This window comes from Accumulibacter sp. (assembly GCF_032229525.1).
In the GTDB taxonomy this organism is placed as follows: domain Bacteria; phylum Pseudomonadota; class Gammaproteobacteria; order Burkholderiales; family Rhodocyclaceae; genus Accumulibacter.
Window position 1 is genome coordinate 74,584 of sequence record NZ_JAVTWB010000012.1, and the last position, 14,953, is coordinate 89,536.

Genomic DNA, 14,953 nt, shown 5'->3' on the forward strand with positions numbered 1-14,953 from the left:
TTCGTCATCAACGTCAACGCCGCCATTATCCCCGATAATCGACCACTACCGTGGCGAACAGGCTTCCCGATCTTCGCTGACCGCAGCACCCCCGCTATCCAGCCCGAGCTCCTGGATCTTGCGCGTGATGGTATTGCGACCAATGCCGAGGGTCTGCGCCGCTTCGATTCTGCGCCCACTGGTGTGCGCCAGGGCCCGGTTGATCAGAACCCGCTCGAAAGCTTGCGTCAGCTTCTCATGGACGTGCCCCGCGTCGCCGACCAACAGGCGGTCGACTTCGTTGGCCAACGCATTTTGCCAATCGTTGGTCTGCGCCGAGGGCAGCGATTCACGGAGTTCCGGCGGCAAGTCGGCGAGTTCCACCAGCTGCCCCGGCGCCATCACCGTCAGCCAGTGACACAGATTCTCCAGCTGTCGAACGTTGCCCGAGAAATCCAGCGCGCACAGGTGCTTCAAGGTGGCGTCCGAGAAGCGCTTGCCTTCGACCCCCAGCTCATGCGCACTCTTCTGCATGAAGTGGCGTGCCAGGATCGGAATGTCCTCGCGCCGTTCGCACAGGGAGGGCAGGCGAACGCGGATCACGTTCAGACGGTGGAAGAGATCCTCGCGAAAGAGCCCCTGGCGGACGCGCGCCTCGAGATCCTGGTGCGTGGCGGCAATGATCCGGACCTTGGTCTTCAGCGGTGCGTGGCCGCCAACCCGGTAGTAATGGCCATCGGAAAGGACGCGCAGCAAGCGCGTCTGCAACTCCGCCGGCATGTCGCCGATTTCATCGAGAAAGAGCGTGCCGCCCTCCGCCTGCTCGAAACGGCCTTGCCGCTGCGCCGCTGCGCCAGTAAAAGCGCCGCGTTCGTGGCCGAACAGTTCGGATTCGAGCAGGTCGCGGGGAATTGCCGCGGTGTTGATGGCGATGAAGGGCTGGTCTGCGCGCTGGCTGTGGCGATGCACCGCACGCGCCACCAGTTCCTTGCCGGAACCCGACTCACCGGTGATCAGCACGGTCGCGCTCGATTGACTGAGCCGGCCGATGGCCCGGAATACCTCCTGCATCGCTGGCGCCTGCCCGAGAATCTCCGGCATCAGTCCCATGTCGTTTGGCGCACCACTCTGGTGCATGCTTTCGCCAATCGCCCGCCGGATCAAGTCCAGCGCCTGATCGACATCGAAGGGCTTCGGCAAGTACTCGAAAGCACCGCCCTGAAACGCCGACACCGCACTCTCGAGATCCGAATAGGCGGTCATGATGATCACCGGCAGGGCCGGAAAGCGCTCCTTGAACAGCTGCAGCAGTTCAAGCCCCGACTGACCAGGCATGCGGATGTCGGAAACCAGGACCTGTGGTGGCTCGCCGCCCGCCTCAAGGTGCGCCAGCGCCTCGGTGGCCGACGCAAAGCTCTGCGAAGGGATTTTCTCGCGCGAAAGGGTCTTCTCGAGCACCCAGCGAATAGATTTATCGTCGTCAACGATCCAGACCGGTTTCATTGATTCCTCGGGCAGTTTGGCAAGTGTCATCAGCTACCCTAGCAAGAAACCTGCCAGCACCATCAGCCGAGCGGCAGGCGAATCGTGAAACAGGTATCGCCCGGCCGGCTCTCGCAATCGATCGTGCCATGATGCTGCTCGACAAAGCTCTGGGCCAGCGTCAGGCCCAGCCCGCTGCCGCCTTCGCGACCGGAAACCAGCGGATAGAACATCCGTTCGCGAATGTCCTCGGGAACTCCCGGACCATCGTCCGCCACCTGGACTTCCAGCGCCAGGCGGTAGCGGCGCTTGAACAAGGTGGTCTGCCGGGCGACACGGGTGCGCAAGGTGATCTGGCCCAGGCCGGTGACACTGTCGTCGGGCTGGCGCATGATCGCCTGGGCGGCGTTCCTGGCAATGTTCAGGAACACCTGAATCAATTGCTCCCGATCACCGACCAGCTCGGGCAGACTGGTATCGTAATCACGCCGAACGGTCAGCAGGGTCGGAAACTCGGCAGTCAGCAGACTGCGCACCCGCTCCAGGATCTCGTGAATGTTCACCGGACCGGGCTGCATCGGCCGGTGTGGCGAGAGCAGGCGACGCATCAGGTCCTGCAGGCGATCCGCCTCCTTGATGATCACCTGGGTGTACTCGCGCAAGCCGGGATTGTTGAGTTCATGCTCAAGCAACTGCGCCGCACCGCGGATGCCGCCCAGCGGGTTCTTGATTTCGTGCACCAGATTTCTGATCAGCTCGCGATTGGCGTGCTGCTGCTCGACCAGTCGCTCTTCCCGAGTCGCCCTGAGCTGTTGATCGATCGGCCACAGCTCGACCAGTAAGCGTGCCTCCGGGGCATCGACAGGATTGACCGTGCAATTCAGTCTGAGCAACTCGCCGGCGCTAAGCCGCACGTCGACATTCTGCCCGGTGCAAGCCCCACCGTCGTTGAGCGCGCTCTCAAGCGCCGCCAGGAACGCCGGCGGGCACTCGATGACGCCCGCCATCGGGCAGCCAACGAAGACCTTGCTGCTGATCGCCAGCAGGTTCTCGGCGGCCGGATTCATGTAGCGGATAACCAGGTGTTCGTCGAGCAGAACGACCGCCGACGAGAGCAGGTCGAGCCCCCCGAATGGATTTCCGGATGTTTCTGTTTCTTCAGGCATGGGTTTTCACGGGCGGTAGCGGCGCAAGCCCGGGATCAGCGCAGATTGGCGATCTCTTTGGTGATCGCCTCGATGTTGCGCTCGTGCAGGGCGATCTTGTCCTGGTACGGCTTGAGACGCTCCTCAACCTTGCCGCCGCTGATGGCGCCGCCCTGCATGCGCTCGCTCGGCAGCACGATCGCCTGTTGCTCGGTAAGTGTCTTTCGTGCCTGCTCGACATTCTTCTGCTCGCTGGCCAGTTCGCTTTCGAGAATCCTGCGGCGATCCCCGTCGCGCGATTTCTGCGTCTGATCGTCCACCTTGGGGAAACTGGCGGGGGTCGGCGTCCTGGCTGCTGACGCCGGCGCAGGCGCCACGTTGACCGGATCGAGGGTAAGCTTCTTGCAGTCTTTCGTGGACACGTTCGAGTAGGTCACGCGCCCATCGGCACCCGTACATTTGTAGATCGCCTGGGCGTGCACGGAACCTGTCACCAGCGAAAGCAGTGCGATCGAACAACACAGGGTTTGCGGTCTCATCGTCGTCGTTTCCCTTGGTCACAACCCACCACCAGACGGAGATGGGCTCGCATCATGCTGAATCCCGGAGCAAACGCGAGTGTATTGGATGACTCCAACTAATACAAACGTGCAGGAAAGGCGATCGGTAGACAAGAAAAAGACGGGCAAGCCCGTCCTTTTCTCCGAACAACCGGATCAGCAGCTGTAGTACAGCTCGAACTCGACCGGGTGGGTGGTCATGCGAACCTTGTTAACTTCATCCATCTTCAGTTCGATGAAGGCACCGATCCACTCGTCCGAAAAAACACCGCCACGGGTCAGGAATTCGCGATCCGCGTCGAGCGCGGCGAGCGCCTCTTCCAGGCTGGCGCAGACGGTCGGGATCTTGGCATCTTCTTCCGGCGGCAGGTCGTAAAGGTTCTTGTCGGCCGGATCGCCCGGGTGGATCTTGTTCTGGATGCCATCGAGGCCGGCCATCAGCAGCGCCGCGAAGCACAGATAGGGATTGGCGATCGGATCGGGGAAGCGCGTCTCGATGCGCCGCGCCTTGTCGGACGCGACGTGCGGCACGCGGATCGACGCCGAACGGTTCTTGGCCGAGTAGGCCAGCTTGGTCGGCGCCTCGTAGTGCGGCACCAGGCGCTTGTACGAATTGGTACCGGGGTTGGTAATCGCGTTCAGCGCCTTGGCGTGCTTGATGATGCCGCCGATGTAGAACAGGGCGAGTTCCGACAGACCGGCGTAGCCGTTACCGGCAAACAGGTTCTTGCCGTCTTTCCAGATCGACTGATGGACGTGCATCCCCGAGCCGTTGTCGCCGACGATCGGCTTCGGCATGAAGGTTGCGGTCTTGCCATACTGGTGCGCGACGTTGTGCACCACGTACTTCAACTGCTGCGTCCAGTCAGCGCGCTTGACCAGGGTGTTGAAAACGGTGCCGATCTCGCACTGACCGGCGGTGGCGACTTCGTGGTGATGCACTTCGACCGGCACGCCGATCGACTCGAGGGTCAGCACCATTGCCGAGCGGATGTCGTGCAGGCTATCGACCGGCGGCACGGGGAAATAACCGCCTTTGACCCCCGGACGGTGGCCAGTGCCGCCGCCACCCTCGGATTTCTCGCCACTCGCCCAGGCCGCTTCGTCCGAGAAGATCTTCAGCGAGCAGCCCGACATGTCGACGCTCCAGGCAACCGAGTCGAAAACGAAGAACTCGGGCTCCGGACCGAAGTAAGCGGTGTCACCGATACCGCTCGATTTCAGATAGGCTTCGGCGCGCTTGGCGATCGAACGCGGATCGCGGTCGTAGCCACGGCCGTCGGCCGGATCGACGACGTCGCAAGTCAAGACAATCGTCGTCTCGTCGAAAAAGGGATCAATGTAAGCGGTGCTCGGATCGGGCATCAGCTGCATGTCCGAAGCCTGGATGCCCTTCCAGCCCGAGATCGACGAGCCGTCGAAGGCGTGACCATTCTCGAATTTGTCCTCGTCGAAAGCGCTGACCGGCACGGTGACATGCTGCTCCTTGCCACGGGTGTCTGTGAAGCGGAAGTCGACGAACTTCGCCTCGTTTTCCTTAACCATCTTGATCACGTCTTGCGGGCTTGCCATTGCAGAGTCTCCTGAACAGGTGCCGCATGAAGCGGCGGCAGTAGAAAATAGGTACGAGGGAATGAGAGCACAAAACGTGCCAAGCCACGCCCTGCAAGCTTTTCATTGTGCCATAAGCACGATCAGCGTTCTCGCGCTTTTTCCCCTCCCCGTTTCGCATCACATTGGTGCGCGCCTCGACCAAGCGCACCAGCGTGGTGCGCACTGAAGGATCACGTCCTGCCGCAGCAAGGGAGCAAGTGATTTATACTGCGATGCTCGTGAAACTTCACTCGACAGGCGACTTGGCGGGCACCATGGGAAGATTGACCGATTTGCTTCAGCTGGCCCAGGAACGCGGACGCGAACTGGGCATCCCCTACGCTGGCGCGCTTACCCCGCAGGAGGCCTACGAGGTCTGGCAACTGGCCCCGGGCGCCAAGCTGGTTGACGTGCGTACCCGGGCAGAATGGGATTGGGTCGGGCGCATCCCAAGCGCGATCGAGATCGAGTGGCTGAGCTACCCGGACAACAAGCCCAACAGCAATTTTCTGCCGCAGCTGAAACAGCAGGTCGATCGCGAAGCGCTGCTGATGTTCATCTGCCGCAGCGGCGCGCGCTCGCACAACGCCGCCGCCCTGGCCAGCCAGGAGACGCGGGCCGATTGCTACAACGTGCTCGAGGGCTTCGAGGGCGACAAGGATGCCAGCGGCCAGCGCGGCAAGATCGGTGGCTGGCGCCACGCCGGTCTGCCGTGGCATAGCTGAACTTCTTGCCGACTGCCCTGTCTCGGCTCTGTGATAACGACCTGAGTCACTGAACATGCCAACCGCCACCATCAGCTTCGACAAATTCAACCAGATGCAGGACGATGCCTGCCATCAGCGCATCCGCGCCGCCCGCGACCGGCTTGGCAAGAAGGCCGTGCTGCTGTGCCACCACTATCAACGCGCCGATGTCTATCAATACGCCGACCTCACCGGCGACTCGCTGAAGCTGTCGCGCCTCGCGGCACAGGCCGACGCGCAGTACATCGTCTTCTGCGGCGTGCATTTCATGGCCGAAGTGGCCGACATCATGTCGAACCCGGAGCAGATCGCCATCCTGCCGGATCTGGCCGCTGGCTGCTCGATGGCCGACATGGCCAATCTGGCCAAGGTCGAACGCTGCTGGCGCGAACTCGGCGAGGTCCTTGACGTCGACCAGCAGGTGACGCCGGTCACCTACATTAACTCCGCTGCCGACCTCAAAGCCTTCTGTGGCGCCCATGGCGGCATCGTCTGCACCTCGTCGAACGCCGGCACGATCGCCAGCTGGGCTTTCCAACGCCGGGAGAAGATCCTGTTCTTTCCCGACCAGCACCTCGGGCGCTGGACCGGGCACCAGATGGGCATCGCGCACGACGAGATGATGGTCTGGGACCCCGACCTCGAAATGGGCGGGCTCAGCGCCGAGGAAATCCGGCACGCGAAACTCCTGCTCTGGAAAGGTCACTGCTCGGTGCACCAAATGTTCCAGCCGGCGCACATCCTGCGTTTTCGCAACCAGTATCCGGACGGCTTGGTGATCGCCCACCCCGAATGCAGTTTCGAGGTCTGCCGGCAATCGGATTTCGTCGGCTCCACCGAACACATCGTCAGAACCATCAAGGAAGCCAGCTCGAACACCCGCTGGCTGGTCGGCACCGAACTCAATCTGGTCAATCGCCTGGCCGAGGAAGTCAAAGCCGAAGGCAAGATAGTCCAGTTCATGGCGCCCACCGTGTGCATGTGCTCGACCATGCAGCGCATCGACCCGCAGCATCTGGCGTGGACCCTCGAAAACCTGGCCGACGGCAAGGTGGTCAACCAGATCAAGGTGCCCGAGCACGAACGCGAACTCGCCAAAGTGGCGCTGGAGAGAATGCTCGCCGTCTCCTGAGCGAGCCGCCCTGTTTTCAATAGCCTGGGACAGCTGCAGAAACTGTGGTCTGTCCTGGTTTGCCCCGGTTGACCTACGCTTACACGGGGCTTCAATTTGCGCGAGGAGATGATTCCAATGTATGCAAGGTTTTTGGTGTTCACAGGTTTTCTGCTGACTTCCGTTTGCACGGTTGCATTGGCCGGCGAAAGCAAGGAAAGCGCTGGAACGGAGCCTGCCGAGGCATCAGCATCGCAGATAAGTGATAAGGAGCGTGCCGCCAAGCAGGCCGAGATCCTCGCGATGCGCGACGATACACTGAAGCGTCTTTTCAAGGCCAAGCCGCAAGTCAAAGCGGAAATTGCCAAGGCGGCAGGCTATGCCGTGTTCGACGCCTCGCAGACCAATATCATTCTGTTGGTCACCAGTCATGGCGGTGGTGTAGTCGTCGACAACGCCACCAAGAGGGAAACCTTCATGAAGATGAAGAAATTGGGGACGGGGCCAGGGGTGGGTTACAAGAAATTCAAGCAGGTGCTGGTCTTCAAGAGCCAAAAATTGCTCGATACCTTTGTCACCATGGGGGCCGACGTGGCGGCCAACGCTGATGCCACCATGAAACTGAAGACAAATGAAAAGGGTATGGTTCTTGACGGCACGGCTTCCTTCAACCCGGAACTGTCGGTTTATCAACTCACTGACCGTGGCCTCATGCTGCAGGCCAATTGGGGTGGGGTGGCCTACTTGCCCGATAGCGATCTGAACGCGCCGGGTCAGTGATGGCGGCGTCTCGGTAGCCTGCATCGCCGAGAGCGATCGCTCCACGGTGACTGAAGGCATTTGTCCGCGCAGGACCGTGCGCCGCTATCGCCGGCAAACCGCCGGATTTCAGAACAACACGCCGAACGAAAAAGGTTGGATCGTGCGCAGCCACGATCTGAACCGTCTGTTGGACGAGCCAGCCCTGAGCGGTCCTTGGTTGAAGACTCCCAGACGATATGTTTTCGCGCACGCATGGGGCCAGGTCTTTCTTCTTGCCTTCGTGATAAAGACCGATGGTATGGGTATGTATGCGGGGAAAACTAATGACCTGACCCCGCTTGCACTGCTCCATGAGGCACAGAGATGTTCTATCTGCGCCGCGATCCAGAACACCATAGATATCACGGACAAAAGCGAGGCTGCGTATGCCACATTCCCTGTCGACACAGTGTGAGCAGAAAAAGCAATTCATGATCGGCGAGAAGCGTGAATGGCGATGGGTTCAAATCGCAGTCTCTACCGCTATTGCTGCAGCCCCTGAGAATATCCGCTGCAGGCACTGTCATGGGGGGGCGGTTCGAATTCACAAGCAAAGGGTCGTCGATGGGCCACAAGATCACGTGGAACATCGGTCTCGCCAAGACTCGGAATACTGTTGTGCAGGGAGTTACTTCAAAGGCCAGCAAAAGCGCTCTAGTCAGCCGGTCGAATGAGCGAAAATGGGATCTGACTTTTGGTGGAACGATCATTCCATCGGCCTTACACGAGAACAGTCGTGAGTTTTCTTCCGCCGTTCACAGTGACGTTGAGAAGCCGCTTTCCCACTCGGGCTACTTCCGCTCTGGGTCGGTACGACACACCAAGGACCATTACTCGAACATCGCCACCCCCTGTTTTTCACATTCACGCGACCACCCATGGCCAACAAACCCGCATACAAAATCCACGGCATCAAAAACTGCGACACGATGAAGAAGGCCTTTGCCTGGCTGGCCGAGCACGGCATTGCCTGTGACTTCGTCGACTACCGCAAGGCGGGCATCAGCGTCGACCAACTCGCCGACTGGTGCCGCCGCGCCGACTGGCAGCTGCTGCTCAACACGCGCGGGACGACCTGGAGAAAGCTTGCGGACGAAGAGCGCGCCGACGTCGACGAAACGAAGGCGCTGGCGCTGATGGCCGCGCACCCCAGCCTGATCAAACGGCCGGTGATCGATACCGGCGACGCCTTGCTGATCGGCTTTGATCCTGAACGCTACGCCAGCCGCTTCTTGGGAACGGACCAATGACCGACGACTGCCTCTACCGCTTCCTGCTCGACGATCTGGACATCTCGGGTGCCGTCGTTCGCCTGGGCCCGGCCTGGCGGCAAATGACCGAGGGCCGCGACTACCCGGCGCCGGTCGCGCAACTGCTCGGAGAGATGACCGCGACGACGCTGTTGCTCGCCGGCAACCTCAAGCAGCCCGGACGCATGACCATCCAGTTGCGCGGCGGCGGCGCGGTGTCGTTGCTGGTCATTGACTGTAACGAGCAATTGCAGCTCCGCGGCATGGCCCGGTGCAGCGCACCCGTTGCCGAAGGCTCTGCTGCGGACCTGCTCGGCGACGGGCAACTGCAACTGGCGCTCGACATGCCGTCGATGCGCGAGCCTTACCAGAGCATCGTGCCACTGGTCGGTGAAAGCATCGCCGAGATCTTCGAACACTACCTCGCGCAGTCCGATCAGCTGCCCGCGCGCGTCTTCCTCGCGGCTTCGCCGGACGCTGCCGCCGGACTCTTCCTGCAGTGCCTGCCGACCGCCGACCAGCGCGACGCGGACGGCTGGAGGCGCATCGAAGCGCTCGCCGCGACCGTGAAAGCCGAGGAACTGCTGTCGCTACCCGCCGAAGAACTGCTGCTGCGCCTTTTTGGCGAAGAGACGGTCCGCCTCTTTCCCGCCCGGGCAGTCACCTACCACTGCCCGGAAGACTGGGAAAAGGTGCGTTCGATGCTGCGCTCGCTTGGTCGCAGCGAGGTTTACGCCGCGCTCCAGGAACACGGCGAAGTCGTGATCAAGGACGATATCTGCAACCGTGAATACCGTTTTGACGCGCCGGCCATCGAAGAACTGTTCGCTGACGAACCGTCGTCCGCACCCCCGACCGTGCACTGACGGCTGAGACTGCCGACTGGCGCCACCCTGCCGTCGGCCCTCAGGGTTGCAGGCGGTAGAAGCGGTTCTGATTGACTCGCCCGTAGATGCCATCGAGCCGCTGCCCGGTTTTCTCGAGATGTTCGAGGCGCTGGTCCGGATGGGGGTGGGTTTTGAACAGCAGACTGACACTGCGGTCGTCGCTGGAGAGATGCCCGAGATCCTGCAACACCATCGGCAGACCGAACGGGTCATAGCCCGCCCGCGCGGCGAGAACCATCGCCAGGCTATCCGCCTCGTACTCCGCCTTCTGGTCCAGCGAACGGGAGAAAAGCTCGGCGCCACTACCGATCATTCGGGCGATCTGCTCGCTCTCGCCGGCCTGTTCGGACAGCAGTTTGCCGCCCTGATCGAGCAACTGGCCCTGCGCCAGCAGCTTCAGATGGTGCTTGCTGACGATATGGGCGATTTCGTGGGCCAGCACGCCGGCCAGCTCGCTTTCGCTTTGCAGCTGCCGATAAAGACCGCGGGTGACGAATACATAGCCGCCCGGCGCGGCAAAGGCATTGACGTCCGCTGACTCGATGACGCCGAAATGCCAGGCCAGATCGGGACGAGCGCTTTGCAGCGACAACCAGCGGCCGACGAGATTGACGTACTGCTGCAGCTTCGGGTCGTTGACCAGCGGCGCCGCGCCGAGAAGATTTCCCGCCGCCTGCCGGCCGATCGCCTGTTCTTCCTCCGGCGAAAAGTGTCCCAGCGTCCGCGCGGCTTGTGTGGCGGCTTCCTGCACCGGCTGGGGCAAGATCTTGACCGCCTCGGCAGGCGAGCGTCTGATCTCGTCCTCGACCTGCTTGCGCAGATCGTCCCACAGTCCGCCGGCATGCACCGGGGCGGCCAGCGCCAGGAACAGCAGCGTGGCCGCGGCAAATGCTCTGCCGAGGCTGATGGTCATTGGCTTCCGTCCAACCTGATCATCACTCAATCAACCGCTCGCGCCGTGAGCTTGCCCTGGCGGGCGAATCGCTGTGCTTCGGCGGGGCTGGCCGCATACGCATCCAGCACTCTGAGCGCGGCCGCATCGAAACGCGCCAGTTTCAGTTCTTCTTCATCGAGACCGCGGATACCCGTGGTGGACACCACGCGCCCGGTGCCCGCCCGGCCGGTCACCAGCGCGACCAGCTCGTGGGTGCCGCCGCCTCCCTTGCGCGCCTGGCCACGGCGAATGCTGAGCATGCGCACCCAGCCGTTCAGGCTAGCGCTCTTTACCCGGTACCAGCCACCGCGTTTCTCCAGGATGTCGACCTTGTCGCCCGTCGCCAGCACCCCCACCGCCCGGGCATCACGATAAGGCGTTTTCCTGACTTCGCTTGCCTTGCGCGCCGTGCCGTCCTCGCCGCCCAGTGCCTGCCCGCAGGCGAACATCAATCCGGCTGCAAAGCAGGCGATGAGCTGTCTTGTTCCATTCATCAGAAGCCCTCTCGAGACTGTGCAACGTTTTCCTGCCAGCGCAGAAGCGCCTCGGCGAATAACAGCCGCCACCCGCTTACCGCCGCCTTGCCCCCGGCAATCAGGCCTTCGTGCGCGTACCACGCCAGCTGCGGCGGGCCGCCATTCTTGCCCGCTAGCGTGCCGGAATCGGCCAACGCCGTGATGCGTGCGATATCGCTCAGCACGCGGCCACGCGCATCCGGGTCGTCTGCCGCGAAGATCCAGGAGATGGCGAGGGTGTGCTCGAAAAGGGACCACATGCCTTTCTGCCGGCCTTCGATCAGCTCTACGCTGCGCGGTTCGCTACAAAGTCTAGCAACTTCTTCGCGCAGTTTCCTGATCGTGCGCAGCGTGGCCCTTTGATCGGCGCCTTCGACGCGGATCAGCAGCAACAGGGCGCCAAGTTCGCCCTCGCGCTCGGTTGAATCCCGCAGGGCGCTGGTTTCGAGAAGCTTGCGCGTGGCAACCCCGTACAGGCGGACCAACGCGTAGTAGGCCAGCACCACCGCGAACGGTCCGGTGAGGTTGATGTAGGTATGGGTGAGATTGATGCTGGCGTAACTGCTGGTCAACAGAACGACCTCGAAGGTGCCGACCATGCGGTCGACGCGGTTGCCCTCGGGGTCGCGGAAGATCGACAGCGCGATCACCCAGACCAGCAGCGCAGCCAGCAGCGGATAGACGATGCGGCCCTCCGGGAAGCGCAGGTAATCGTCGTTCTTCAGGTTGTCGATCGCCGTGGCAAGTATTTCGACGCCCGGATGCAGGCTGCTCATCGGCGTCGGCTTGACATCGAACAGGCTCGGTGCAGTGGAGCCGATCAGGACGATCTTGCCGGTGAACTCGTCGGGCGCGCGCTTTCGGTCACGACTGATCATGTCGTTGAAGACATCGGCAAAGCTCACCGTACGATACGAGAACGGCGGCCCGCGCCAGTTCAGCAGCACGCTCGGCGCGCCGGGTTCCGCCAGATCCAGGTCGCGAATGATGCGGCTGGGCAGGGAGGGAACACGCCAGCCATGGTCATTGCGGTAGGCGAGATACTGGCGGGTAACGCCATCCGGATCGGGATAGATATTGTGCAGACCAAGCCGCCCGCCGGCCAGAATCGCGGGGAAATGCGGAATCACCACGGCAATGGTGGCCCCTTCGCGCGCCTCGCCCGGGATCGCTTCGACGCCCGGGATCATCCCCGGCTCGACGCTGCTCAGGGCATCGCTGGCCGGATCCAGGCGGAGCAGCGGAAAGTAGGTATTGCCGGTGGCCGCCACGGCAGCGTCGAAATAATCATCGCTGTCCGGGTTGTAGACATCCGGGTCGCTGAACAGGATGTCGAAGACCACCGCTTGCGGATGTTGCGCTTCAAGCTGCTCGAGGAATTCGCCGAGGATCTGGCGCGGCCAGGGCCAGCGACCGTACTCCGGCGCCATCGCCGCCAGGCTCGCCTCGTCGATGTCGACGATGACGATCTCGGGGTCGGGCTTCGGTACGATGAGCCGATGACTCATCATGAAGTCGAATGCGCCGTGCTGCATTTTGGCCGTGACGTGCAGATACACCGCATCGATGGCGATCAGCAGCGAAAAAATGGCCGCCAGAAACAGGTAGAACCTGTTCCCCCAGCGTTTCGCCACGAACACCAGCAACGGTGACAAGGCGCTGACGATGAAGTTGTAGAAGACGATGACAGGATTCATGGCCTCCGCCGGCTACCCCGATCGGTCAATCATGAAGCAGAAAATCGCCAGGCGCGCAGATTTATCGGGAAACGCGCCGGCCTGTACGGTGAGCTTGCGACCAAAATATCGTACAGACCACCGCACACATCGCGAACTGCCTCGTCGACGCCGAGGTCGAACCAGCAAGCGATGCTCGTCCCTGAGCTCCCGCGACCACCGGTGCGTCCGGGGCTGCCGGCGAATCCCAGAACCGCCAGAACCTCGGACCACCTGATGCCTTGGAGCCCGGCGTAGTGACGACAGGGAATGAGCTGTTGTAAGGTAGGTGTACCCTTCATTGAAAGCTTTCCCAGCCATGAGCAGCCTGGATCAGATCATTGCCGAAGTTGGACGCGGTGAGCTTAGCTTCCCGACCCACGCCGACGTTGCCTTCCGCGTTCGTCTTGCTCTTGACGACCCGGATCTGCATCTGAGCCAGGCCACACACCTCGTCGAGGCAGAGCCGCTGTTGGCCGCCCGCGTCGTGGCGGTCGCGAATTCAGTGGCGTTCAACCGTTCGGGCCAGCAGGTCTCCGACGTGCGGAGCGCCGTCAGCCGACTCGGAATCAGCTTCATTCGCACGCTGGCCACCGCACTTGTGATGCGCCAGATGACCGGCCGATTGCAGTCACCCGCCTGCCGTTCCCTGTCAGAGCGCCTCTGGGAACACACGGCGCATGTCGCTGCGCTGGCCAATGTGCTGGCCAAACGACTCGTCCGCCCGTTGGCGGATATGGCGCTCTTTGCCGGGATGGTCCATGAGGTGGGCGGCTTCTACCTGATTTCGCGCACCGACGCCTATCCTGATCTGTTCGCGGAAAACGGCACTCTGACACCGCAAGCGGAACCGCTGATTGGCCAGGCCGTCCTCAAGGCGTTGGCTGTGCCGGAGGAGGTGGTGAACGCGGTCGAAGTGCATTGGCTGCCGCAAGCACCCGACTTCCCGCCGACAAGCCTGGGCGATCTCCTTTCCCTGGCAAACCGGCTGACACCCATCCTTTCTCCGCTGCAAAACCCCGAGCTTCAGGTCTTGCCGGACGACCCCGAGGTGGCATCCCTGCTGACCGAGATCCTGGACGAATCCGGCGAGGAGATGGGAGAACTTGCATACGCCTTGCGTTACTGAGGCGCTTCATATAGATTTGGCGAGTGTAGTCTTACTGAAAAGAGCAAACTCATCGAAAGATGGGGACGCAAAGTCACCGGTCTAAAGGAAAACGGGGTTTGTGCCGTTTCCCCAAGATGGCGGGACCGCCAGGCTAACCGACGTAGCGCCCGGACAAACAAGGCTTCGGGCGTGCTCTCGTCGACTGTAAGCCCTCGGGTTCCCTAAGGAGCTTGACTGCCGCTCCGATTGTGACCTTGCGCCAGCCCGGCAGATGTTGCGGTTTGGCAGCGCCCGGTGTTGTGGCGCTCGTGGCAAGGAGAATTGGTGATGACCATCCCCGTCGGTAACGTGATCAGCTTCCCGGAAGGGATCCGCGCTTCGTCCGCGGGTGGCGATCGCGTCGGGGTCCTGGTCGAGGCGCGGGACCTGATGGCCGGCAAGCTCCGCGAAGCCTTTGCGTCGGTCTTACCGGAGGTGGAAGAAGAACTCCTGACCAAGGGCGACGTCGCCCTTGGCCGCGTGCAACGCGAGCTGTTTTACGATACCAGAAACGCCATTCATGACCAGGCAGGGCGCCTTGAAGGCTTTCTGGCAGCCAGATGGTCCGCATTCTTCCAGCCCAACCGCAAGTCTGCGCTCGACATGGCCAAGCCAGCCAGCGCCGTCGGCGATCCGGACGAACTGCAACTGGTCGACTTCGGCACCATGGACCAGGAACTGGTCGTCAACGCGATCGCGGGCCGCCTGCGCAGCGCTTGCGATGATGCTCTGTTTGCCCTCGATCGGCGCCTGGCGTTTCTCTCCGGGCAGCCGGAGGGCACGCTGCAGGTCGAGCATTTCATCGCCCAGTCGCTGGACGGGGCTTTCGAAGATGCCGGGCTGGCCGGCCCGGCAAAAACTGAAGTTCTCCGTGCCGTGCTGAACCGCGCAGTCGCAGTCTTCCGTCCGACAATCGATGATCTCAATGCCTTTCTGGTTGCCCGCGGCGTGCTGCCAGATCTCCGCCGTAGTTACTCCCCGTCGTCAACCAAGAAGAAGGAAGCGGGCGAGGCAGACAGGGCTACCGACGCCACCGATCTCTTTGCGCTGCTGCAGAAACTGGTACAAGCCCAGCCGTCGGGTGC

Annotated in this window: 15 protein-coding genes and 1 riboswitch; of the genes, 8 read left to right on the forward strand and 7 right to left on the reverse strand. The window is 62.0% G+C overall.

The window, feature by feature from the left end:
• Positions 1 to 45: 45 nt before the first annotated feature.
• From ntrC to glnA, 4 genes are all read right to left on the reverse strand, one after another.
• Complete coding sequence (ntrC, locus tag RUW20_RS01095; protein WP_313950377.1) at positions 46 to 1,482, reverse strand: nitrogen regulation protein NR(I); 1,437 nt, start codon at positions 1,480 to 1,482, stop codon at positions 46 to 48.
• A gap of 62 nt (positions 1,483 to 1,544) precedes the next feature.
• The gene (glnL, locus tag RUW20_RS01100) at positions 1,545 to 2,627 is read right to left on the reverse strand and encodes a nitrogen regulation protein NR(II) (RefSeq protein WP_313950340.1); all 1,083 of its coding nucleotides are present in this window, start codon (positions 2,625 to 2,627) and stop codon (positions 1,545 to 1,547) included.
• Positions 2,628 to 2,662: 35 nt separating this feature from the next.
• On the reverse strand, positions 2,663 to 3,145 hold the full coding sequence (locus tag RUW20_RS01105; RefSeq protein ID WP_313950341.1) for a DUF4124 domain-containing protein: 483 nt from the start codon (positions 3,143 to 3,145) through the stop codon (positions 2,663 to 2,665).
• A 177-nt stretch (positions 3,146 to 3,322) separates the two neighbouring features.
• Complete coding sequence (glnA, locus tag RUW20_RS01110) at positions 3,323 to 4,738, reverse strand: type I glutamate--ammonia ligase (protein WP_313950342.1); 1,416 nt, start codon at positions 4,736 to 4,738, stop codon at positions 3,323 to 3,325.
• A 296-nt stretch (positions 4,739 to 5,034) separates the two neighbouring features.
• Here glnA and RUW20_RS01115 point away from each other — a divergent pair, with 296 nt between their 5' ends.
• The 6 genes from RUW20_RS01115 (at position 5,035) to RUW20_RS01140 (ending at position 9,533) form a co-directional block, all read left to right on the forward strand.
• Positions 5,035 to 5,484, forward strand: coding sequence for a rhodanese-like domain-containing protein (locus tag RUW20_RS01115; RefSeq protein WP_313950343.1), 450 nt, complete (start codon positions 5,035 to 5,037; stop codon positions 5,482 to 5,484).
• Positions 5,485 to 5,539: 55 nt separating this feature from the next.
• Positions 5,540 to 6,637 carry a quinolinate synthase NadA gene (gene nadA / locus RUW20_RS01120; RefSeq protein ID WP_313950344.1) on the forward strand — a complete coding sequence of 366 codons (1,098 nt, stop codon included), beginning with the start codon at positions 5,540 to 5,542 and terminating at the stop codon, positions 6,635 to 6,637.
• A gap of 117 nt (positions 6,638 to 6,754) precedes the next feature.
• Complete coding sequence (locus tag RUW20_RS01125) at positions 6,755 to 7,396, forward strand: hypothetical protein (protein ID WP_313950345.1); 642 nt, start codon at positions 6,755 to 6,757, stop codon at positions 7,394 to 7,396.
• A 46-nt stretch (positions 7,397 to 7,442) separates the two neighbouring features.
• Positions 7,443 to 7,832, forward strand: a complete 390-nt coding sequence (locus tag RUW20_RS01130) for a hypothetical protein (RefSeq protein WP_313950346.1) — start codon at positions 7,443 to 7,445, stop codon at positions 7,830 to 7,832.
• A gap of 463 nt (positions 7,833 to 8,295) precedes the next feature.
• Entirely contained in the window at positions 8,296 to 8,667 is a 372-nt protein-coding gene (locus tag RUW20_RS01135) for an arsenate reductase (protein WP_313950347.1), read from the forward strand.
• Positions 8,664 to 9,533: an Hsp33 family molecular chaperone HslO gene (locus RUW20_RS01140; RefSeq protein ID WP_313950348.1), complete on the forward strand. Its 870-nt coding sequence runs from the start codon at positions 8,664 to 8,666 to the stop codon at positions 9,531 to 9,533. The genes RUW20_RS01135 and RUW20_RS01140 overlap by 4 nt, the downstream gene beginning before the upstream one ends.
• A gap of 40 nt (positions 9,534 to 9,573) precedes the next feature.
• Here the strand turns inward: RUW20_RS01140 and RUW20_RS01145 are convergent, their stop codons facing one another.
• From RUW20_RS01145 to RUW20_RS01155, 3 genes are read right to left on the reverse strand one after another with little or no spacing between them, the layout of a single operon-like run.
• Positions 9,574 to 10,467 (reverse strand): M48 family metalloprotease, encoded by an 894-nt coding sequence (locus RUW20_RS01145; protein ID WP_313950349.1) that lies wholly within the window; start codon positions 10,465 to 10,467, stop codon positions 9,574 to 9,576.
• A 26-nt stretch (positions 10,468 to 10,493) separates the two neighbouring features.
• Positions 10,494 to 10,982, reverse strand: a complete 489-nt coding sequence (locus RUW20_RS01150) for an SH3 domain-containing protein (protein WP_313950350.1) — start codon at positions 10,980 to 10,982, stop codon at positions 10,494 to 10,496.
• Positions 10,982 to 12,700 carry a CHASE2 domain-containing protein gene (locus RUW20_RS01155; protein ID WP_313950351.1) on the reverse strand — a complete coding sequence of 573 codons (1,719 nt, stop codon included), beginning with the start codon at positions 12,698 to 12,700 and terminating at the stop codon, positions 10,982 to 10,984. Before RUW20_RS01155 ends, RUW20_RS01150 begins: the two co-directional genes overlap by 1 nt.
• A 337-nt stretch (positions 12,701 to 13,037) precedes the next feature.
• Here RUW20_RS01155 and RUW20_RS01160 point away from each other — a divergent pair, with 337 nt between their 5' ends.
• Complete coding sequence (locus tag RUW20_RS01160) at positions 13,038 to 13,847, forward strand: HDOD domain-containing protein (RefSeq protein WP_313950352.1); 810 nt, start codon at positions 13,038 to 13,040, stop codon at positions 13,845 to 13,847.
• Between the two features lie 32 nt (positions 13,848 to 13,879).
• A riboswitch (cyclic di-GMP riboswitch) is annotated at positions 13,880 to 13,980 on the forward strand.
• Positions 13,981 to 14,156: 176 nt separating this feature from the next.
• Positions 14,157 to 14,953: DUF1631 family protein (locus tag RUW20_RS01165; RefSeq protein ID WP_313950353.1), on the forward strand; the 797-nt coding region annotated here is incomplete at its 3' end.